Origin of the sequence: Agromyces sp. Marseille-Q5079, from assembly GCF_051016555.1 — a bacterium.
Lineage (GTDB): Bacteria > Actinomycetota > Actinomycetes > Actinomycetales > Microbacteriaceae > Agromyces.
In genome coordinates this window covers 515,234-535,254 of record NZ_JBPEJF010000003.1, presented here as the reverse complement: position 1 = coordinate 535,254, position 20,021 = coordinate 515,234, and the positions used below count along the sequence as shown (strand labels likewise).

17 protein-coding genes are annotated in these 20,021 nt (G+C 70.2%); 10 read left to right on the top strand and 7 right to left on the bottom strand.

Annotated elements, in window-relative coordinates; all coding sequences use genetic code 11:
* Positions 1-25: 25 nt before the first annotated feature.
* The 3 genes from ACR3IO_RS09970 to ACR3IO_RS09960 form a co-directional block, all read right to left on the bottom strand.
* Positions 26-1,066 carry a LacI family DNA-binding transcriptional regulator gene (locus ACR3IO_RS09970; protein ID WP_434071036.1) on the bottom strand — a complete coding sequence of 347 codons (1,041 nt, stop codon included), beginning with the start codon at positions 1,064-1,066 and terminating at the stop codon, positions 26-28.
* Between the two features lie 53 nt (positions 1,067-1,119).
* Positions 1,120-3,258: an alpha-galactosidase gene (locus ACR3IO_RS09965; RefSeq protein WP_434071035.1), complete on the bottom strand. Its 2,139-nt coding sequence runs from the start codon at positions 3,256-3,258 to the stop codon at positions 1,120-1,122.
* An 83-nt stretch (positions 3,259-3,341) separates the two neighbouring features.
* Positions 3,342-4,364, bottom strand: coding sequence for a LacI family DNA-binding transcriptional regulator (locus ACR3IO_RS09960; RefSeq protein ID WP_434071034.1), 1,023 nt, complete (start codon positions 4,362-4,364; stop codon positions 3,342-3,344).
* A gap of 291 nt (positions 4,365-4,655) precedes the next feature.
* Here ACR3IO_RS09960 and ACR3IO_RS09955 point away from each other — a divergent pair, with 291 nt between their 5' ends.
* From ACR3IO_RS09955 to ACR3IO_RS09920, 8 genes are all read left to right on the top strand, one after another.
* Positions 4,656-5,969 (top strand): ABC transporter substrate-binding protein, encoded by a 1,314-nt coding sequence (locus ACR3IO_RS09955; protein ID WP_434071033.1) that lies wholly within the window; start codon positions 4,656-4,658, stop codon positions 5,967-5,969.
* 14 nt (positions 5,970-5,983) lie between these two features.
* Positions 5,984-6,952, top strand: a complete 969-nt coding sequence (locus tag ACR3IO_RS09950) for a carbohydrate ABC transporter permease (RefSeq protein ID WP_434071032.1) — start codon at positions 5,984-5,986, stop codon at positions 6,950-6,952.
* Positions 6,949-7,878 carry a carbohydrate ABC transporter permease gene (locus ACR3IO_RS09945; protein ID WP_434071031.1) on the top strand — a complete coding sequence of 310 codons (930 nt, stop codon included), beginning with the start codon at positions 6,949-6,951 and terminating at the stop codon, positions 7,876-7,878. Before ACR3IO_RS09950 ends, ACR3IO_RS09945 begins: the two co-directional genes overlap by 4 nt.
* The gene (locus ACR3IO_RS09940) at positions 7,875-10,427 is read left to right on the top strand and encodes a glycoside hydrolase family 2 protein (protein ID WP_434071030.1); all 2,553 of its coding nucleotides are present in this window, start codon (positions 7,875-7,877) and stop codon (positions 10,425-10,427) included. Before ACR3IO_RS09945 ends, ACR3IO_RS09940 begins: the two co-directional genes overlap by 4 nt.
* A complete protein-coding gene (locus ACR3IO_RS09935) occupies positions 10,424-11,434 on the top strand; it encodes a glycoside hydrolase family 113 (protein WP_434071029.1) in 1,011 nt (336 codons plus the stop codon). The genes ACR3IO_RS09940 and ACR3IO_RS09935 overlap by 4 nt, the downstream gene beginning before the upstream one ends.
* Positions 11,435-11,504: 70 nt before the next feature.
* A complete protein-coding gene (locus tag ACR3IO_RS09930; RefSeq protein ID WP_434071028.1) occupies positions 11,505-12,428 on the top strand; it encodes an N-acetylglucosamine kinase in 924 nt (307 codons plus the stop codon).
* A 221-nt stretch (positions 12,429-12,649) separates the two neighbouring features.
* Positions 12,650-13,021: a DUF485 domain-containing protein gene (locus ACR3IO_RS09925; protein ID WP_434071027.1), complete on the top strand. Its 372-nt coding sequence runs from the start codon at positions 12,650-12,652 to the stop codon at positions 13,019-13,021.
* Positions 13,018-14,649, top strand: coding sequence for a solute symporter family protein (locus ACR3IO_RS09920; RefSeq protein WP_434071026.1), 1,632 nt, complete (start codon positions 13,018-13,020; stop codon positions 14,647-14,649). Before ACR3IO_RS09925 ends, ACR3IO_RS09920 begins: the two co-directional genes overlap by 4 nt.
* 193 nt (positions 14,650-14,842) lie before the next feature.
* Here the strand turns inward: ACR3IO_RS09920 and lpdA are convergent, their stop codons facing one another.
* The 3 genes from lpdA to ACR3IO_RS09905 are packed head-to-tail and all read right to left on the bottom strand — an operon-like array spanning position 14,843 to position 17,406.
* Positions 14,843-16,243, bottom strand: a complete 1,401-nt coding sequence (gene lpdA, locus ACR3IO_RS09915; protein ID WP_434071025.1) for a dihydrolipoyl dehydrogenase — start codon at positions 16,241-16,243, stop codon at positions 14,843-14,845.
* Positions 16,244-16,274: 31 nt separating this feature from the next.
* Positions 16,275-16,913 carry an isochorismatase family protein gene (locus ACR3IO_RS09910; RefSeq protein ID WP_434071024.1) on the bottom strand — a complete coding sequence of 213 codons (639 nt, stop codon included), beginning with the start codon at positions 16,911-16,913 and terminating at the stop codon, positions 16,275-16,277.
* A 52-nt stretch (positions 16,914-16,965) separates the two neighbouring features.
* Entirely contained in the window at positions 16,966-17,406 is a 441-nt protein-coding gene (locus tag ACR3IO_RS09905) for a MarR family winged helix-turn-helix transcriptional regulator (protein ID WP_434071023.1), read from the bottom strand.
* 181 nt (positions 17,407-17,587) lie between these two features.
* Between ACR3IO_RS09905 and ACR3IO_RS09900 the strand changes: the two genes are divergently transcribed.
* On the top strand, positions 17,588-17,794 hold the full coding sequence (locus tag ACR3IO_RS09900) for a dodecin family protein (protein WP_434071022.1): 207 nt from the start codon (positions 17,588-17,590) through the stop codon (positions 17,792-17,794).
* 96 nt (positions 17,795-17,890) lie between these two features.
* Here the strand turns inward: ACR3IO_RS09900 and ACR3IO_RS09895 are convergent, their stop codons facing one another.
* On the bottom strand, positions 17,891-18,757 hold the full coding sequence (locus ACR3IO_RS09895; RefSeq protein ID WP_434071021.1) for a carbohydrate kinase family protein: 867 nt from the start codon (positions 18,755-18,757) through the stop codon (positions 17,891-17,893).
* 250 nt (positions 18,758-19,007) lie between these two features.
* On the opposite strand from ACR3IO_RS09895, the gene ACR3IO_RS09890 reads away from it, so the two are divergent.
* Complete coding sequence (locus ACR3IO_RS09890; RefSeq protein ID WP_434071178.1) at positions 19,008-19,922, top strand: DMT family transporter; 915 nt, start codon at positions 19,008-19,010, stop codon at positions 19,920-19,922.
* Positions 19,923-20,021 lie beyond the last annotated feature (99 nt).

The following is a 20,021-nucleotide window of genomic DNA, read 5'->3' as shown; positions in this document are numbered from 1 at the left end:
ATCGTGGCGAACGTGCCGGGGTTGCTCAGGCCGCGGGCGCGGGCCCCGTCGATTCGCGCACGGCGAGCTGCGGGGTCGAGTCGAGGTGCGACCGCGGGGCGGCGCCGGCGGCCACCTCGAACAACCGCCTGGCCGCGTGCGCTCCGAAGGCGACGACGTCGTGGCTGAGTGCGGTCAGGCTGGGCACCGAGTGCCGGCAGAGCAGGGAGTCGTCCCACGCGATGATCGACACGTCGTCAGGCGAGCGGAGTCCGGCGCGCGCCAGCACGCCGAGCGCCGCGATGGCCATGATGTCGTTGTCGTAGACGAAGGCCGTCGGAGGGTGTTCCGATGCGAGCGCGTGTCCGGTCGCCGCTGCACCCTGCTCGGGCGAGTAGTCGGTTCGCAGCACGACGCCGTCGAGTCCGAGCGCGGCGATCTCGTCGACGAACGCCGCATCGCGGATCTGCGTGTGGGCGAGGTCGGCGAGGCCCGCGACACGGGCGATGCGACGGTGTCCGAGCGAGGCCAGGTAGCGCACCGCCTCGCGCATCGCCGTGGCGTCGTCGGTCCACACGGTCGTCAGGTCGCTGACGAACGCCGGGTCGACGACGGCGACCGTCGGAAGCTCGGGATGTCCGGCGAGGTACGCCGCGCGCGGGTCGTCGGCGCGCAGGTCGACGAGGAGCACCCCGTCGACGCGGCGGGTGGTGCGCCAGCGGCGCAGCGTCATCAGCTCGCTCGGGGCGTCGGGCACGACCTGCAGGAGCACCCCGTAGCCGCGCGGTGACAGCTCGGTCTCCATGCCCGCGAGGAACTGCATGTAGAACGACTCGACGCCGAGGTTCTTGGGGTCGCGCGCGAGCACGAGGCCGAAGATGTTCGACTTCGCCTCGGCGAGCGCCTTGGCCGCGCTGCCCGGGGCCCACCCGAGCTCGTCGGCGACGAGCAGGATGTGGGCGCGAGTGCGCTCCGAGACGCCCTTGCGACCGTTGAGGGCGAACGACACCGCGCCGGGAGAGACCCCGGCGCGCTCGGCGATCTGGGCGATCGTCACGGTCTGACGTGCGGTCGGCTTGTTCCCCACAGCTGCACCCTACCCCGGGCTCCGCGAGGGGCGCGGCGCCCGCCGCACCGCGTTCAGAGGGCCTCGATGTGCAGCACGAACGCCTGCACGGGCCAGAGCGTCGGCAGTTGGAGCCCGACCGCGCCGAGCACCGAACCCGGAAGCTCGATCTCGCCGCGGGTGAACCACTCGGGTGCGATCCACCCGTGCGCGGCCTCGCCGATCTCGCGGCGGACCCGCACCCGGAACCGGCGCGCCGGGTCGAGACCGGGGATGCGCAGCCGTTCGGCGCGCGCGTCCTCGACGCTCGCGATCGTCGCGACGACGTAGACGGCCGCATCGCGCGCCTCCGTCACGAACCCCGTCACCCGCCACGCGGGGTCGCGGAGATCGGGGTGGACGACCCGGCCGCGATGGGTGATCGGCCGCAGTTCCCGGTAGAGGGTGGCGAAGCGTGAGATCGCGGCCGTCTCCTCGTCGTCGCAGCCGAGCACGTTCCACTCGAGGCCCGCCGAACCCATGAGGCTCGTCGCCATGCGGTACGAGAGCGGCGTCACCCTGCCGGAGCTGTGCGATTCGGATGGGCCGACGTGCGCGCCGACGAGTTCGGGCGGCAGCAGCAGGCCCGTCCAGCGCTGGATGTCCTGGCGTTCGACCGGATCGTTCGAGTCGCTGGCCCAGACCCGATCGGCGTGCTCGAGCATGCCGAGGTCGGTGCGCGCGCCGCCGGAGGAGCACGATTCGATCTCGAGCCCCGGGTGCGCGGCCTCGAGCTCGTCGAACATGCGGTAGACGGCGCGGGTCTGGGCATGGACGCCCGGCCGGCCGTCGTGCACGCTCTCGACGAGGTCCCGGTTGTGGTCCCACTTGATGAAGTCGATGCCGAGCTCGCCGACCAGCGCGTCGATCTGGCCGAAGACGTGCGCGTAGGCGTCGTCGTTCGCGAGGTCGAGCACGTACTGGGTTCGCCACGACAGCGAGGGGTCGTGCTCGAGGTGACGCGGGTCGTGGAGCAGCCAGTCGGGATGCGCCCGGGCGACGTCGGAGTCGAGGCTCACCATCTCGGGCTCGAACCACAGCCCGAACTGCATGCCGAGCTCGTGCACCCGCTCCGCGAGCGGGCCGAGGCCGTCGGGCCACACCGTGCGGTCGACGATCCAGTCGCCGAGGCTCGTGGTGTCGTCGCGCCGGCCCTGGAACCAGCCGTCGTCGAGCACGAAGCGCTCGACGCCGAGCGCCGCGGCGCGCTCTGCGAGCGCCGTCACCCTCGCGGGGTCGTGGTCGAAGTACACCGCTTCCCAGGTGTTGAGCACGAACGGCCGTGCCGACTCCGGATGTCTCGGGCGGGCCCGCAGCATCGTGTGGAACGCCGCGGCGATGCCGTCGAGCCCGGCGTCGGAGAACGCGAACAGCACGGGCGGCGCCACGAGCTCATCGCCCGGCGCGAGCACGAGTTCGCCCGGCCGCAGCAGCTCGCCGCCGCCGAACTGCGTGATCGAGTCGGTGACCCGGTCGACCCGGTACGTCACGTCGGACGACCAGGCGACATGCGCGGCCCACACCCGGCCGGAGCCCCACCGAGGTGCCCCCTCGGCGAGGGCGAGCAGTGCAGGGGAATCGTGGCCGGGACGTCCTCGGCGCGACTGCCGCACCGTTGAGCCCGCGGGCAGGCCCGTGACGACCGGTCGCTTCTCACGGGTCCAGCGGCCGTCGAAGCTCAGCTGGTGATCGGCCGTCGTCGGCACCGGCAGGATGCCTTCGAGCCAGTCGACCTCGACCGGCGGCGCGTCGGGTGAGCCGGCGTGGCGCATCCGCTGTTCGAGACGGACGACGCCGCCGGCCTGGATTGCGACGGCGATCGTCAGTCGCAGGCCGGATGCCACGTCGACGGCCGTGCACTCGAAGCGGTCGGTCGTCGACTGCGACGTCGTCACCCGCCAGCGCGGGCGCAGCAGCACGCCGCCGCGGCGGAGCTCCAGGCCGGGTCGGCCGCTCCAGCCGTCGCCCTCCTGCGGTGAGAGCGTGACCTGCCAGGCGGCGTCGAGGGTGCCCGGTGGGGCCTGCCGGCTGAGGGCGGACCGAAGGGCGTCGTCGTCACCGGGATCCGCGCCGAGCGGGGCACCCCAGTGCAGGACGTGCGGCAGCGCGCCGCCGGCGGGGTCGATCACGACGGCGACCCCCTGGGCCTCGAGGTGCACGAGGGGCTCGGTCATGCGGGTGGCTCCCATCTGGCGTTCGGTCGGAGTTCGGGCGTGCTCGGGGCTCTGGTCGGGGCTCTGCTCGGCGGCGATGGACGTCAGCGACGGAGCTCGCCCGGCGGCCGTTCACCGGTGCCACGCGCGACGATCCAGGTCGGCAGCTCGATCTGGCGGGTGAATCCGCCGGGGTCGCCGATGCGCTCGAGCGCGAGACGGGCGGCCTGCCGGCCGAGTTCCACGGGGTCGTAGGAGACCACGGTCACGCCGAGCACGTCGGCGGTGTCGAAGTCGTCGAAGCCGATCAATGCGGGGGCGGTCGTCTCCGGGCGGTCCCGCAGCGCGCGGAGCGCGCCGATGGTCATGCGGTTGTTGCCGGTGATGACCGCGGTCGGCGCATCGCGTGCGTCGAGCAGGTCGCCGATGATCGCCTCGGCGCGGATCGTGCGGTCGTCGGTCAACCGCTCGAGGTCTGCGGTGTCGTGCACCCCGTATGCGGCCATCGCATCGCGGTAGCCGCGCACTCGCTCGGCTTGCGTGTAGACGTCGGCGGGGTTGCACGCATAGGCGATGCGACGGTGGCCGAGCTCGAGCAGCCTCGTGGTGGCGTCGAACGTGCCTCGATGGTTCTCGAGCACGATCGAGTCGGCGATGAGGTTTCGCGCAGGCCGGTCGATGGCGATGACCGGCGTGCCGAGTTGCCGCTCGCCCTCGAGGTACGACTGGTCGTCCGCCGCCGGAATGAGCAGCAGGGCATCGATGCGCTGGGCGAGCAGGGCGTCGGCGACTCGCTCTTCGCCGTCGGGGGTGTCATCGGTCGTGGCGACGACGAGGGCATGGCCGTTGCGTCGGAGCTCCTCTTCGATGCCCCCGGCCACCTTGTAGTAGAAGGGGTTGCCCAGGTCGCCCATGACGAAGCCGATGGTGTTGGTGGCTCCGCCGCGGCGGAGCCTGCGAGCGAGCGTGTTCGGCCGGAATCGCAGGCGCTTCGCCGCAGAAAGCACGCGATCGACCGTTTCGGGCGCGACGACGTCACGGTCGGAATACACGCGCGAGACGGTCTTCGAGCTGACTCCTGCGAGACGCGCCACGTCGTCGAGCGTCGCCCTGGGTTGCACCGCCATCTCTGCCCCTTCCGAACCGGTGGATCGGCAGGGTGAGCCTAACAACGTGGTGCGGGTTTGTCCATCGAAGGACATTTACGCGACATTAGCGATTTCCTATAGTTCTGTATGGCCGAAGAAATACCTGATCAACAGCATTACCGTGCGCTCAGCACAATCATCGATAGCATGCGACAGCGCTGACATTTAGTTGCGAATCACGCGATCGGATGCCTATTCTTACCGCAGCCGACCGGAGCACACTCGGGCGGCGCCCCAAGTTCAAGGGTGAACCTGACAAGGAGTCGACACATGGCAAAGAAGGCAGTGGCGGGGCTCGCGGTGCTCGCAGCGGCCGCGATCGCCCTGACCGGATGTTCAGCCGGCGGAGCAGCCGATCCTGACAACACGATCGACGGAGAGGTGAAGGGCGACCTCAAGGTCGTCACCTGGCGCACCGACCTCGTCGAAGACGGCACGTTCGACGAGTACGCCGCCGAGTTCAACAAGCTCTATCCAGACGTGAACGTCACGTTCGAGGGCATCACCGACTACGAGGGCGAGATGAAGACGCGCCTCTCGACGAAGAACTACGGTGACGTCATCGGCATCCCGACGATGCAGCCCAGCCAGTTCGAGCAGTTCCTCGAACCGCTCGGCAAGACGAGCGACTTCGAGGACACGTACCGCTTCCTCACCACGCACACCTACGACGGCACGCAGTACGGACTCGCCATCGGGGGCAACGCCCAGGGCGTGCTGTACAACAAGAACGTCTTCGACGAGGCCGGCATCACCGAGCCCGCGACGAGCGAAGACGAGTTCATCGCCGACCTGCAGAAGGTCAAGGACAACACCGACGCGATCCCGCTGTACACGAACTACAAGGACGGCTGGCCGCTCTCGCAGTCCTTCTCGAACCTCGGCTCGATCACGAACGACCCCGACGCCAGCATCCACATGGCGAAGGACGACGCTCCCTGGACCGAGGGCAGCGACATCTACGCCATCGACTCGCTCCTGTACGACGCCGTGCACGCGGGCCTCACCGAGGCCGACCCGCTCACCACCAACTGGGAGCAGTCGAAGGTCGACATCGGCACCGGCAAGATCGCGGCGATGACGCTGGGCTCGTGGGCGATCTCGCAGATGCAGGGCGCCGCCGAGGAGAACGGCGGTTCGGCCGACGACATCGGATACATGGCCTTCCCCTCCAACCTCGACGGCACGCAGTACGCGGTCATCGGCGGCGACTACAACCTGGGCGTCAGCAAGTACTCGAAGTCGAAGGCCGCCGCATGGGCGTGGATCACCTGGCTCATCGAGGACTCGGGCTTCACCGAGACCCAGGGCATGATCTCGACCGTCTCCGCGAAGGACCTGCCCGACAACCTCGGCGGCTTCACCGCGGCGAATGTCGAGCTCATGGAGACCAACCCGGCTCCGGCAGGCGAGGAGAGCCTGCTGAGCGACGTCTCGAACGACTCGCAGATCGACCTCTGGGGCCCGATCTACCGCCAGAAGCTCGTCGACATCGCCCGTGGTGCTGCCGACGGCGACAAGGACAGCTACTTCGCCGAGCTCAACGAGCGCTGGGCTGCCTCTGTCGACAAGCTCGCACAGTAGGGAAGAAGAGAACCATGGCGATCGCGGCACCGGGCCCCGCAACGACGGACGCCCCGGCCGCCCGCACCACGCCGGAGGGACGCCCTGACGGGCGCCCCTCCGGCGTCACCACGCGACAGCGCGTGCTGCGGCGGCTGACTCCCTACCTGTTCCTCGCGGCGGCCGTCGGGCTGATGCTGTTGCTGACCTACTGGCCGGCGGTCAACCTGGTCTGGTACAGCTTCACCGACTGGGACGGGCTCGACCTGACGAAGAACTTCATCGGGCTCGACAACTACGTGCAGGTGTTCACCGACCCGCGCATCTTCCAGGTCTTCGGCGTGAGCCTCTACTACTTCGCGGCCTCGTTCCTCCAGATGGGCCTCGCGCTCTACTTCGCGGCGGTCCTGAGCTTCAGCACCCGGTTCCAGAACCTGTTCCGCGGCATCCTGTTCTTCCCCTACCTGCTGAACGGCGTCGCCATCGGCTTCGTCTTCCTCTACCTCTTCCAGCCGGGGGGCACGCTCGACACCGTGGTCTCGTGGTTCGGCGTGACCGACCCGCCGCAGTGGCTGGGCAACCCCGACATCGCCAACTGGTCGCTGGCCGGCACGAGTGTCTGGCGCTACATGGGCATGAACTTCGTGCTCTTCCTCGGTGCGATCCAGTCGCTGCCCAACGACACGTACGAGGCGGCCGAGCTCGACGGCGCGAACAAGTGGCAGCAGTTCTGGGCGATCGTGTTCCCCGGCATCCGCCGGGTGATCGGCCTCTCGTTCATCCTCGCGATCTCGGGCTCGTTGTCGGTCTTCGAGATCCCCTTCATCATGACCGGCGGCGCGAACGGCACCTCGACCTTCGTCATCCAGACGATCCAGACGGCCTTCAACTTCCGTCAGGTGGGGCTCGCGAGCGCCATGGCGGTCGTGCTGCTCATCATCGTGCTGCTCGTGACCTGGATCCAGCGCAAGCTCTTCCCCGACGAGAAGGTCGACCTGACATGACCGCCACCACGGCGAACCCCGCCATCAACCCGCGTGGCGCGCGCGGCGCAGGAGGTCCGGGCGGCGCACGCCCGTCCCGAGCAGGCCGGGGGGTGTTCGCGAACGGCGGGCGCGCCATCCCGGCCAAGACCGCGAAGTACGTGAGCCTCGTCATCGCCGCGCTGTGCACGCTGCTGCCGCTCGTCTCGGTGCTCTTCGCGAGTCTCAAGACCAAGCAGGAGTACGGCGCCACCGGGGCGCTCGAGCCGCCCGAGAACTGGCTGAACTTCGACAACTTCGTCACCGCCTTCACGAGCGGCGACATGCTCGCGGGCTTCGTGAACACGCTGATCGTGCTCGCCGTCTCGCTCGTCGGCACCATCCTCATCGGCACGATGGCCGCCTACGCACTCGACCGGTTCGAGTTCCGCGGCAGGAGGCTCGTCATGGCGTTGTTCCTCATCGCGACGCTGATCCCGAGCGTGACCAGCCAGGTCGCCACCTTCCAGGTCGTCAACGGCCTCGGACTGTACGACACGAAGGCCGCGCTGATCCTGCTCTTCATGGGCACCGACATCATCGCGATCTACCTGTTCATCCAGTTCATGGCGTCCATCCCCGTCTCGCTCGACGAGGCGGCGATGATCGACGGCGCCAGCCGCTGGACGATCTACTGGCGCATCGTGCTGCCGCTCCTGAAGCCCGCGATCGCCACGGTCGTGATCATCAAGGGCATCGCGATCTACAACGAGTTCTACTCGCCGTTCCTCTACCTGCCGAGCGAAGACCTGATCTCGACCTCGCTGTTCCGTTTCAAGGGCCCGTTCGGCTCGGAATGGGAGATCATCTCTGCAGGCACGCTCATCGTCATCATCCCCACCCTCGTCGCCTTCCTGCTGCTGCAGCGTTGGATCTACAAGGGCCTCACCTCCGGAGCCGTGAAGTGACCGTCATCCACACCCGAATCACCCCCGCACCCGTCGCCCGCGCGCTGCATGCGGGGTGGACGCTCCGTGCCGCCGCCGGCCCGGCATCCGACTCGATCGTCGAGGCAGGCGCGGTGCCGGCGACCGTGCCGGGGTGCGTGCACACGGACCTGCTCGCCGCCGGCCTGATCCCCGATCCGTACCTCGATGACAACGAGGCACTCCTCGCCTGGATCGGTCTCGTCGACTGGACCTACGAGACGAGCTTCGACTGGGCGCCCGACGGACACGAGCGCCACGACCTCGTCTTCGACGGCCTCGACACCGTCGCGGTCGTGCGGCTGAACGGGAACGTCGTGCTCGAATCGGCCAACCAGCACCGCTCGTTCCGCGTCGACGTTCGCGAGACGCTCGTCGAGGGGGCGAACACGCTCGAGGTCGCCTTCCGATCGCCGATCCGGTACGCCAACGCGCAGAGCCTCGAGCTCGGTGCCCGCCCTCGGCCCTACCCGCTGCCCTACGAGGCGATCCGCAAGTCGGCCAGCAACTTCGGCTGGGACTGGGGCATCGCGACGTACACCAGCGGCATCTGGCGGCCGGTACGGCTCGAGTCGTGGTCGACCGCACGCATCGCCGAGGCCCGTTTCGCCGCCACGCCGGTGGGCGAGGGCGGTCGACTCGAGGTCGACGTCGCGATCGAGCGAGCGGATGCCTCGGGCGCGACGCTCTCGCTCGCGGCCGAGGTCGCCGGACACCGGGTGGAGCTCACCCTCGACGACGGGGCCGACACGGCGCACCTCGCGGTCGAGGTGGCGGAGGCCCTGCGCTGGTGGCCGATCGGCCACGGCGAGCAGCCGCTGTACGAGGCGTCGGTCTCGCTGCTGGCCGGCGACGCGGGTGCCGGCGACGCAGGTGCCGGTGACGCAGGCGACGCGACCGTGCTCGACTCGGTGCGCCGCCGCGTCGGCTTCCGCACGGTGCGCTGGGATGTCGCGCCCGACGAGGCCGGCACCCCGTTCACGCTCGTCGTGAACGAGCGGCCGGTGTTCGTGAAGGGCGTGAACTGGATCCCCGACGATGCACTGCCGGTGCGGGTCGATCGCGCCCGGTACGAGCGACGGCTGCGGCAGGCGGTCGCGGCGAACCTGAACCTCGTGCGGGTGTGGGGCGGCGGCATCTACGAGTCCGACGACTTCTACGAGCTCTGCGATGAGCTCGGCCTGCTGACGTGGCAGGACTTCCTGTTCGCCTGTGCCGCCTATCCCGAAGAGGAGCCGCTCCGCGGCCAGATCGAGGCGGAGGCCCGCGAGCAGATCGCCCGCCTCGCCTCGCACGCCTCGCTCGTGCTGCTGACCGGCAACAACGAGAACCTCTGGGGGCACGAGGACTGGGGCTGGAAGCAGGTCCTCGACGGCAAGACCTGGGGCGCGTACTACTACCACGAGCTCTTCCCGAGCCTCGTGTCCGAGCTCGCACCGCATGTGCCGTACAGCCCGGGCAGTCCGTTCAGCCCGGTGCAGCCCGACGGCAGCGCCCCGCACCCCAACGCCGAGCCGCACGGCACCATGCACCTGTGGGAGCAGTGGAACCGGCGGGACTACCTGACGTATCGCGACCACCGGCCGCGCTTCGTCGCGGAGTTCGGCTGGCAGGGCCCACCCGCCTGGTCGACGCTCGTGCGCTCCGTCTCCGACGACCCGCTGAGCCCCGAGTCACCGGGCATGATCGTGCACCAGAAGGCGGCCGAGGGCAACGCCAAGCTCACGAACGGCCTGCTGCCGCACTTCCGCGTGCCCGCCGACATGGAGACCTGGCACTGGGCGATGCAGCTGAACCAGGCGAACGCGGTGCGCTTGGCTCTGGAGCACTTCCGCTCGTCGGCGCCGCACACCATGGGCGCCGTGGTCTGGCAGCTGAACGACTGCTGGCCGGTCACCTCGTGGGCGGCGATCGATGGAGACGAGCGGCTGAAGCCGCTCTGGCATGCGCTGAAGCTCGCCTTCGCGCCGCGCATCGTCAGCGTCCAGCCGCGCGGAGACGGCCTCGCCGTGGTGCTCTCCAACGACACCGACGCCGCCTGGACCGGTGAGCTCGTCGTCGCGCGCCGCTCGTTCGACGGCACCGAGCTCGCCACCCGGTCTGCGCCCTTCGAGGTCGCCGCCCGCGGCACCGCGACGGTCCAGGTCGACCCCGAGCTCAGCGAGGCGGGTGACGACGCGGCCGAGTTCCTCGTCGCGACCGCGGGAGCGACCCCCGGTGAGGCAGGCGAACGTGGATTCTGGTTCTACGCCGAGCCTCGTGATTCGCGGCTGCCCGCCGCCGGGCTCTCGTTCGAGTCCGCGGCCGTCGACGGAGGCACGGAGGTGCGCATAACGGCCTCCACCCTCGTCCGCGATCTCTCGCTCCTCGTCGACAAGGCCGACCCCGACGCCTCGACCGAAGACGGGCTGGTCACCCTGCTGCCGGGTGAGACGACGACCTTCCGCGTGCGCCACGAGCGTCCGATCGACGAGGCGGTGCTCACCTCGGCGCGCGTCGTGCGCACCGCGAACGAGCTGGTCGCCCGGTGAGCGGCGATGTCGCCGGGGTGGCCTCCCCGTCGAACCTCGCCGTGCTCGAGCCCTACGTCGCGGGCATGACCTGGGGCTGGACGGGGGTGCGCGGCACCTGGGCCTCGCCCGAGGCGGCGGAGTCGATGCGGCTCATGGTCGAGCACAACGTGAACTGGACGGCGCTCGCCTATGCGGCCGAGCAGACCACCGCGCACTCGACCGAGATCCCTTTCCGCGATGCGCCGACCGTCACCGAAGACGAGGTCGTCGGAGCGATCCGGGCGGCGAAGGCGCACGGCCTGCGCGTGTGCCTGAAACCCGTCGTGAACGTGGCGGACGGCACCTGGCGCGCCTACATCGGCTTCTTCGACCAGGACGTCCCGGGCGAGCCGAGCTGGGGCGAGTGGTTCGAGGCGTACCGCGAGTTCATCGTGCACGCGGCCCGCGTCGCCGAGGCCGAGGGCTGCGAGATGCTCTGCATCGGCTGCGAGATGGTGCGCGCCGACTCGCGCGAGGCGGACTGGCGGGAGCTCGTCGCCGCGGTGCGCGAGGTGTACTCGGGTCTCGTCGCCTACAACTGCGACAAGTACCAGGAGGATCGCCTCACCTGGTGGGATGCCGTCGACGTGATCACGTCGAGCGGCTACTACCCGATCGACCGGTGGGAGGACGAACTCGACCGCATCGAACACGTCGTCGAGGCATCGGGCAAGCCGTTCCTCTTCATGGAGGCCGGGTGCCCCTCGCGCGTCGGCTCGGCCCAGAGGCCGAACGACTGGAACCTCGTCGGCGCACCATCGGGCGACGAGCAGGTGCGGTACTACCGGGCCATGTTCGCCGCCTGCGACGCTCGGACGTGGATGCGCGGCTTCATGCTCTGGGACTGGCCGCCGCGCCTGGTCGCCGCGGCCGACGCCGGCGGCGACGACGACTACTGTCCCTTCGGCAAGCCGGCGGGGGAGTTCCTGCGCGAGGCCTATCTCGCGCGCGCCGGCGGCGCCGGCAGCGCCATCGGCGTGCGATGACCCCGCGAAGGCGGTCGTCGCGTCCGGCCGGCCGCCTCCAGCACCACGAACGAAAGGGCGCACCCAGCGCATGAGCAGTGTGCTCGCCATCGACGCCGGCCAGACCGGTACCAAGCTCCGCCACCTCGACGGCGAGGCCGCCCGCGAATGGGAGGCGCCCGGCATCCGGACCGACCTTCCGCTCGTACCGCAGCTGACGCGCGTGCTCGGCGACGCGGCGAATCGGGGCGGTCGCGTCGAGTTCGTCGGCATCGGCGTCTCGGGGCTGACCGACGACGCCGCCGACGCGCGCTCACTGCTCGGCACCGCCGCACTGCTCGGCGCCCGGTCCCTCACCCTGGCGCACGACTCGATCACCGCCTACCTCGGCGCGCTCGGCGATTCGCGCGGCGCGGTCGTCGCCTCGGGCACCGGCGTCGTCACCCTCGCGGTCGGTGAACGCGCGGTCGCGCGGGTCGACGGCTGGGGCAACATCATGGGCGACGCGGGCAGCGGGTACTGGATCGGCCGGGCCGCGCTCGACGCGGTCATGCGCTCGCACGACGGACGCGGTCCCGCGACCGCGCTCACCGAGTTCGTCGTCGCCGACTTCCCCCGGCTCGAGGATGCGTACATGGAGCTGCAGGGCGACGACGAACGGGTGCCTCGCGTGGCTCGCTATGCGCGCACGGTCGCCGAGCTCGCCTCGAGCGACGGGGTCGCCGCACGCATCATCGCGTCGGCCGCCGAGGAGCTCGCGCACTCCGTCGTGACGGGGCTCGGCAGGGTCGGCGAAGACTCGGTGGAAACCCCGCAGGTGCGTGCGATCGGGGGCGTGTACCGCTCCCGGCGACTCGCCGACGCCTTCGAGGACGTCCTTCGCGTTCGGCTGCCGAGGGCCCGTGTGCTGATCGGCACCGCCGATCCGCTCGACGGCGCGGCGCGGCTGCCCGGGGTCGGCGAGCACAGCGCACTTCGCGCGCGCCTCGTGCGGGCGGGGGCTGCGGCCTCCTGATCCCGGCGGCACCGGGCGGCACGTGCGGACGCATCGCCGTCGTCCGTCGACGCCCGCCAACCGTTCGTCGCATCAGGGCCGCCGTTCAGCGACGACGAACGGCGGAGTGCACACGCCGCAGTGGCGACGCGGCAGCATGGGGCCACTGTCGGCGGCGGCCCTCGCCACGGCAGCGGGCACGGAGGATCCCCCGTGCCGGACCCCCTCGAAGGAGAGACGCCATGGGCAACGAGGCCCTGAGCGCGGAGACGACGCAACCCGACGTCGATTTCACCGCGGTGCAAGCATCACCCCGATTCCAGGAGCTGCGCGGTCGCCACCGCCGGTTCGTCTTCCCCGTGCTCGCGGCGTGCCTCGTCTGGTACTTCGCGTACGTGCTGCTCGCGATCTACGCGCACGACTTCATGTCGACGCGCGTCTGGGGCAGCGTCAACCTCGCGATGGTGCTGGGCCTCGCCCAGGTCGTCACGACGTTCGCCGTGACCATGTGGTACGTCAGCTACGCCAACCGCAGGCTCGACCCGATCGCCGCGGAGATCCGCGACGGGATCGAGTCCGGCGCCGGCGTCGACACCGAGGCGGTGGCCCGATGAGCGCCGTGCACACCGCGGTCGTCGCCGAGGCGGCAGCCACGCAGGTCGGCGAGCCCTGGCTGAACATCGCCATCTTCGGCGCGTTCGTCGCGATCACGATGGTCATCGTGTTCCGCGCGAGCCGCAACAACAAGACCGCGGCCGACTACTACGCGGCCGGACGATCGTTCACCGGCGGCCAGAACGGCTCGGCCATCGCGGGCGACTACCTCTCGGCGGCCTCCTTCCTCGGCATCGTCGGGGCGATCGCGATCACCGGCTACGACGGGTTCATGTACTCGATCGGATTCCTCGTGGCCTGGCTCGTGGCACTGCTGCTCGTGGCCGAACTGCTGCGCAACACGGGCCGCTACACGATGGCCGACGTGCTCTCGTTCCGCCTCAAGCAGCGCCCCGTGCGCATCGCCGCGGCGATCACGACGCTCGTGGTCTGCTTCTTCTACCTGCTCGCGCAGATGGCGGGCGCCGGCGGACTCGTGTCGCTGCTGCTCGGCATCGGCGACACGCTCGGCCAGTCGCTCGTCATCACGGTCGTCGGCGCGCTCATGATCCTCTACGTGCTCATCGGCGGCATGAAGGGCACGACCTGGGTGCAGATCATCAAGGCGATCCTGCTCATCGCGGGCGCCGGCGTCATGACGGTCTGGGTCCTCGCGATGTACGGCTTCAACTTCTCGAGCCTGCTCGACAACGCGGTCGAGGTGGCCGGCAACCCGGCGATCCTCGATCCCGGCCTCAAGTACGGCATCTCCGACATCTCGAAGATCGACTTCGTCTCGCTCGGACTCGCGCTCGTGCTCGGCACCGCGGCCCTGCCGCACGTGCTCATGCGCTTCTACACGGTGCCCACCGCGAAGGAGGCGCGCAAGTCGGTCGTCTGGGCGATCTGGCTCATCGGCATCTTCTACGTGTTCACGCTCGTGCTCGGCTACGGCGCTGCGGCGCTCGTCGGTCCCGAGGTCATCGCGGCCGCTCCCGGCGCAGCGAACTCGGCGGCTCCGCTGCTCGCGTTCGAGCTCGGCGGGCCGCTGCTGCTCGGCCTGATCTCGGCGATCGCGTTCGCGACGATCCTCGCGGTCGTCGCCGGCCTCACCATCACGGCGGCGGCGTCGTTCGCGCATGACATCTACGCGAGCGTCATCAAGAAGGGCAAGACCGAGCCGGGTGCCGAGGTCAAGGTCGCACGTCGCACCGTGGTCGTGATCGGCATCGTGGCGATCGTCGGCGGCATCGGGGCGAACGGGCAGAACGTGGCGTTCCTCGTCGCGCTCGCCTTCGCGATCGCGGCATCCGCGAACCTGCCGACGATCGTGTACTCGCTCTTCTGGAAGCGCTTCACCACGAAGGGCGCCCTCTGGAGCATGTATGGCGGGCTCATCTCGGCGATCGTGCTCATCATCTTCTCGCCGGTCGTCTCGGGCTCCGAGACGTCGATGCTGAAGACGGCCGACATCAACTTCGCGTTCTTCCCGCTCTCGAACCCCGGCATCGTCTCGATCCCGCTGGCGTTCCTGCTCGGCTGGATCGTGACGATCTTCGACAAGACCGTCGAGGACGCGAAGAAGCAGTCCGAGATGGAGGTGCGTTCGCTGACCGGCGTGGGAGCCGAGAAGGCGACGCAGCACTGAGAACCGGGCCGGCGGCGGGGGGCCGCCGGCCGATCAGGGTTCCGGTGGCGGGCTGACGAACGCCCGCCATCGGAACAAGGCTTCGGCGCGGTGGGAATGCCTGCCCGTACCGCGCCGAACGAACAAGCGGGGCGGATGTCACGACCGACCGGTCGCGGCATCCGCCCCGTTTTCGCGCGCTCGGCGGGGCGCGCTACATGTTGATCATGTGGCCCGTGAGGCCGTGGAACGCCTCCTGCAGCGCCTCGGAGAGCGTCGGGTGCGTGTGCACGTTGCGGGCGAGCTCGTGTGCGCCGAGGTCCCACTTCTGGGCGAGCGTGAGCTCGGGCAGCAGCTCCGAGACGTCGGGCCCGACCATGTGCCCGCCGAGGAGCTCGAGGTACTTCGCGTCGGCGACGAGCTTGACGAAGCCGACGGGCTCGCCGAGGCCGTTGGCCTTGCCGTTCGCGCTGAACGGGAACTTCGAGACGACGACGTCGTAGCCCTCGTCGCGCGCCTGCTGCTCGGTGAGGCCGAAGCTCGCGACCTGCGGCGAGCAGAACGTGGCGCGCGGCATCATGCGGTAGTCGCCGAGTTCCATGGTCTCGGCGTCGCCGATGGTCTCGGCCGCCACGACGCCCTGCGCCTCGGCCACGTGCGCGAGCATGAGCTTCGCGGTGACGTCGCCGATGGCGTAGATGTGCGGCACGTTCGTGCGCATGCGCTCGTCGATCGCGATGGCGCCGCGCTGGCTGAGCAGGACGCCCGTGTTCTCGAGCCCGAAGTTCTCGACGTTGGGTGCGAAGCCCACCGAGATGAGGGCGCGGTCGACCTCGAGCGAACCGGGCTGGCCGTCGGCGGCCGTGTACGAGACGGTGACGGATGTCCCGTTGTCGACGACCGACTCCACCTTCGTGGAGGTGAGGATCGGCACGCCGATGTTGCGGTACTGACGGGTGATCTCCTTGGAGACCTCGACGTCTTCGTTGGGCAGCGCCCGGTCGAGGAACTCGATGACCGTGACCTCGACGCCGTAGTTGCGCAACACGTACGCGAACTCCATGCCGATGGCGCCGGCGCCGACGATGGCGATCGAGCGGGGCAGGTCGCGTGTGAGGATCTGCGTCTCGTAGGTGACGACGTTCTGCGACAGCTGCACGCCGGGCAGCAGGCGCACGCGGGAGCCGGTCGCGATGATCGCGTTGGCGAACGTCAGCGTCTCGGTCGTGCCGTCGGCCTTCGCGACGTCGATCGTGTTCGCGTCGCGGAACGTGCCGCGTCCGTCGAACTCGACGATGCCGTTCTTCTTCATGAGGAAGTGCACGCCCTTGACGTGCTTGTCGGAGACCTGGCGGCTGCGGTCGAATGCGGCGCCGAAGTCGAAGTGCGCGTCGCCCGTGATGCCGAACGTCTTCGCCTGGTCGTGGAAGATGTGCGCGAGCTCGGCGTTGCGGAGCAGGGCCTTGGAGGGGATGCAGCCGACGTTGAGGCAGACACCGCCCCAGTACTTCTCCTCGATCACGGCGACCGTGAGGCCGAGCTGGGCGGCGCGGATGGCGGCGACGTAGCCGCCGGGGCCGGCGCCGAGGACGATGACATCGAAGTTCGTGCTCATGGAACCAGCCTAGGCGCGCACTCCCTCATGGTCACTCGCGAGTGCGGACGTCTTCGCGGGCTGCCGCGGGGAGCAGGGCGATGACCTCCGCGGTCGTCCCGGTCTCGCCGAGGCCCGGGAAGACCACGTCGATCCCGTGCTCGTGCGCGGCGAGGTCGTCGTCGGTCATGGCGTCGGTCGCGAACGTCACGTGGTAGCCGTGCTCGTGGGCCGCGCGGGCGGTCGACTCGACGCCCTTCGTCGTGGCGATGCCGGCGAGCACGATCTGCGTCACGCCGGCCGCCTGCAGTTGCTCGTGCAGGTCGGTCTCGTGGAACGCGCCCCAGGTGCGCTTCGTGATGCGGATGCCGGGGCCCTCGAGTTCGGACACGATCTCCATCGCCTCGGGCGGCAGGGCGGTGGCGGCAGCGGCCGTGCCCGAGGCGGCGCCGGAAGCGGATGCCGCGGCTGCGGCAGCGGCGCGCGCGACGCTCTGCTCGGTGCGGCCGGGGGCCTGGCCGACGGCCCGGACGAGCGCGACCGGGAGCCCCCGCTCGCGGAAGGCGGCGGCGAGCTCGGCGGCCTTCGCCACGGCGGCCGCCGAGCCGTGCTCGGCATAGCGCGCGACGATGAGGTGCTGCAGGTCGATGACGACGAGCGCGGCGGTGGGGTCGATGGTGCTGAGGGTCACGGGTGGTTCCTTCGAGGTTCGCGGGCCGGATCATGTCGAACCGGCCGGGGGATCAGGGTGCGAGCAGGCGGTCGAACAGCTCGGCGGCCTCGGCGAGCGTGCGCTGCTCGTCGGAGGTGAGCCGATCGCGCATGGCGTTCACGAGCCAGCCGGTCTTGTTGGCGCGGGCTCGCGTAATCGCCGCCTGCGCCGCGTCGGTGAGGAAGACCAGCTGCGCGCGACCGTCGTCGGGGTCGGGCCGGCGGTCGACGATGCCCGCGTCGCGGAGCTCGGCCACGGTCGCGCTCATCGACTGCGGGCGAACGTTCTCGAGCCTCGCGAGCTCGGCGATCGTGGCCCCGGCGTCGAGCTCGCTGAGCATGCGCACGACCGCGGTCTGGCTGGGCGTGAACTCCTGCATGCCGCCCTCGTTGCGCACCCTGCGGACGAGGCGCGCGATCGTCACGCGCAAGGCTGCCGCGGTGGCTTCGAGGTCGGGCGGGTCGGCGTGCATGCCTCGACGATAGCAGATAGACAGGCTGCCTGCGCAGTTCACCTGTCGAATCGACCCCGCGTCGGTGGATGCCTCGATGTGTGGGCCCTCGCTGCTCGGCTGCGTCAAGCCCTCGATTTCGCGCGCGACCGGGCGGAGGATGGGGCTGTACGCACGTCCGCATCGTTCGAGGAGGAATTCGATGACTTCCGTTGCACGTGTCACAACCATCACGGTCCGCTCGGAGACGAGCTTCGAAGACGCCGTCGCCGGGGGCGTCGCCCGCGCGTCGGAGACCCTGCGCAACGTGAGCGGCGCATGGGTCAAGGAGCAGAAGGTCGAAGCCGTCGACGGCAGGATCGTCGCATGGTCGGTCACCCTCGAGGTGACGTTCGTGCTCGACGACTGAGCACATGGTGACGACTCACGGGTGACGGTCCGCGTCGCCCGTGGTTCGTCGCGCGCGACCAGCGTCGGGCGGCAGGCCGCCCCGCGGAGAGCTCGCCTACTCGACCGCGAGCAGCGCGTCGAGCGACGGATGCAGGTGCGTCGTCGTGAGCACGGTCGCGGCGTGCCTGGCGCCGGCCGCGAGCGCCGCGTCGAGGTCGGCCCCCGCGAGGTGCGCGTCGAGCACGCCCGACATGAACGCGTCGCCCGCGCCGTTCGTGTCGACGACCTCGACCGGCACCGCGACCACGTCGTGCCGGCGCAGGTCGGCATCGACGGCGACGGCGCCCCGGGCCCCGAGCGTGCACACGACGACGGATGCCCCGCGGAGCACGCACGCCTCCATGAAGGGGATCGGATCCTCGCCGATGCGGTCGGCGTTCATGAAGATCCAGTCGGCCGCCTCGATGAAGGGTCGGTGGAACTCCGCGGTGCCGTCGTGGTCGTGGATGTCGGTCCAGATCGGCCTCCCGGCTGCGCGCGCGGTGGGGATCAGCGCCCGCGAACGTTCCGAGAGGTCGAGCACGATCGCCGGGGCATCCGCCATCGCCTGCACCAGGTCGGGCGACGCGGGCGTGCCCGGATCGCCCGGCGTCGAGAGGTAGAGCGACACGCGCTCGCCGGCGGCGGTCATGAGGTTGAGGTGGCGCTCGGTGGCGTCGGCGGGCAGTGCGTCGACGTCGATTCCGGATGCCGCGAGCAGTCGCCGCACGCGCTCGCCGTCGGGGTCCGCGCCGATGAGGGTGTGCAGGCGCACCGCGCGCCCGAGGCCCGTGAGTCCGAGTGCCTTGCCCGCCGATGTGCCCCCGATGGTCTCGTGCTCGGCCAGGGCGAACTGCATGTGCGGCACGGGCTCGGGCAGCCGGTCGAGCAGCACGATGCGGTTCCACGAGGCGGCGCCGGAGATCACGATGGGAGCGGTCATCGCGCCAGCATAGGGCCGCGACCCCCGGTGAGTGCAAGCGCTTGCAGCGGTGAGATGCGCGCACGCCTGCCGACCTTCGGCGGATTCCGGACATCGAGTCGCCGTCGGCTTCAGGCGTGCCCGGTGCCCGCGTACGCTCGGCGATGTGAGTTCGAGCGCCACCCCGGCAACCCCCGCAACCCGTCCCGCCTCCGCAGCCGCCGGGCCCGCGGCATCCGCCCCTCGTCAGGGGAGCAGGCTCTCGACCCTGCTGCAGTTCATCGCGATGGGCCTCGTCTGGGGCTCGAGCTTCCTCTTCATGAAGGTCGCGCTCGGCGGGGTGTCGTTCGGGCAGGTCGCCTGGTCGCGCACGGTGCTCGGGGCGCTGGCGCTGGGCGTCATCGTGCTGATCATGCGGCCGAGGGTGCCGGCCGCCGACGGCACGCCCGGGCCGCTGCTGCCGCGCGAGGGCATCGTCTGGGTGCACTTCCTCGTGGTCTCGCTCACCACGTGCGTGATCCCGTACCTCTGCTTCGCGTGGGCCGAGCAGTACGTGTCGTCGAGCCTCGCGTCGATCTACAACGCCACGACGCCCATCATGACGGCGCTCATGGCGACGCTCGTGTTCCGGGTCGAGCGTCTGGGGCTCAGCCGCTGGGCCGGCGTCGGCGTCGGCATCCTCGGCGTCATCGTGGTGATCGGGCCGTGGCAGTACTCGGCGCTCACCGGGTCGCTCGCGGGGCAGCTCGCGTGCCTCGTCGCGACCCTCTGCTACGGCTTCACCTTCGGCTACCAGCGCAAGTTCCTCAGCCAGCGGCCGATCGCCCCGGCGACCTTCGCGTTCCTCTCGATCGGCGTCTCGGCGGTCGTGATGCTCGCGCTCACGCCGTGGCTCGCCCTCGAGCCGGTGGAGCTCGACCTGCCCGTCGTCGCGTCGCTGCTCGCCCTCGGCATCCTCGGCACGGGGCTCGCCTACATCTGGAACATCAACGTCCTGCGGGCCTGGGGCCCCACGGCCACCTCGACGGTCACGTACGTCACGCCGCTCGTCGGCGTCGCCCTCGGGTTCATCCTGCTCGGCGAGCGCTTCTCGTGGCACGAGCCCATCGGCGCCCTGCTCGTGCTGCTCGGCATCCTGCTGGCGCAGGGACGGCTCCGGATGCCGCGGCGTCGCGATCGCGCGTGAACCGGGTCGTCCGTGGCTGCCCTCGCGGGCGGCATTCGGGCGGGTGATCGTGCGCCCGGCCCGAGGTTGTGAACGCGCACAGGTCGACGGCGTACCGTC

Coding starts and splice junctions, on each gene's coding strand:
- ACR3IO_RS09965 (WP_434071035.1), bottom strand. CDS start 3,258: ATGACCGAGCCCCTCGTGCACCTCGAGGCCCAGGGGGTCGCCGTCGTG.
- ACR3IO_RS09960 (WP_434071034.1), bottom strand. CDS start 4,364: ATGGCGGTGCAACCCAGGGCGACGCTCGACGACGTGGCGCGTCTCGCA.
- ACR3IO_RS09955 (WP_434071033.1), top strand. CDS start 4,656: ATGGCAAAGAAGGCAGTGGCGGGGCTCGCGGTGCTCGCAGCGGCCGCG.
- ACR3IO_RS09950 (WP_434071032.1), top strand. CDS start 5,984: ATGGCGATCGCGGCACCGGGCCCCGCAACGACGGACGCCCCGGCCGCC.
- ACR3IO_RS09945 (WP_434071031.1), top strand. CDS start 6,949: ATGACCGCCACCACGGCGAACCCCGCCATCAACCCGCGTGGCGCGCGC.
- ACR3IO_RS09930 (WP_434071028.1), top strand. CDS start 11,505: ATGAGCAGTGTGCTCGCCATCGACGCCGGCCAGACCGGTACCAAGCTC.
- ACR3IO_RS09925 (WP_434071027.1), top strand. CDS start 12,650: ATGGGCAACGAGGCCCTGAGCGCGGAGACGACGCAACCCGACGTCGAT.
- ACR3IO_RS09920 (WP_434071026.1), top strand. CDS start 13,018: ATGAGCGCCGTGCACACCGCGGTCGTCGCCGAGGCGGCAGCCACGCAG.
- lpdA (WP_434071025.1), bottom strand. CDS start 16,243: ATGAGCACGAACTTCGATGTCATCGTCCTCGGCGCCGGCCCCGGCGGC.
- ACR3IO_RS09905 (WP_434071023.1), bottom strand. CDS start 17,406: ATGCACGCCGACCCGCCCGACCTCGAAGCCACCGCGGCAGCCTTGCGC.
- ACR3IO_RS09900 (WP_434071022.1), top strand. CDS start 17,588: ATGACTTCCGTTGCACGTGTCACAACCATCACGGTCCGCTCGGAGACG.
- ACR3IO_RS09895 (WP_434071021.1), bottom strand. CDS start 18,757: ATGACCGCTCCCATCGTGATCTCCGGCGCCGCCTCGTGGAACCGCATC.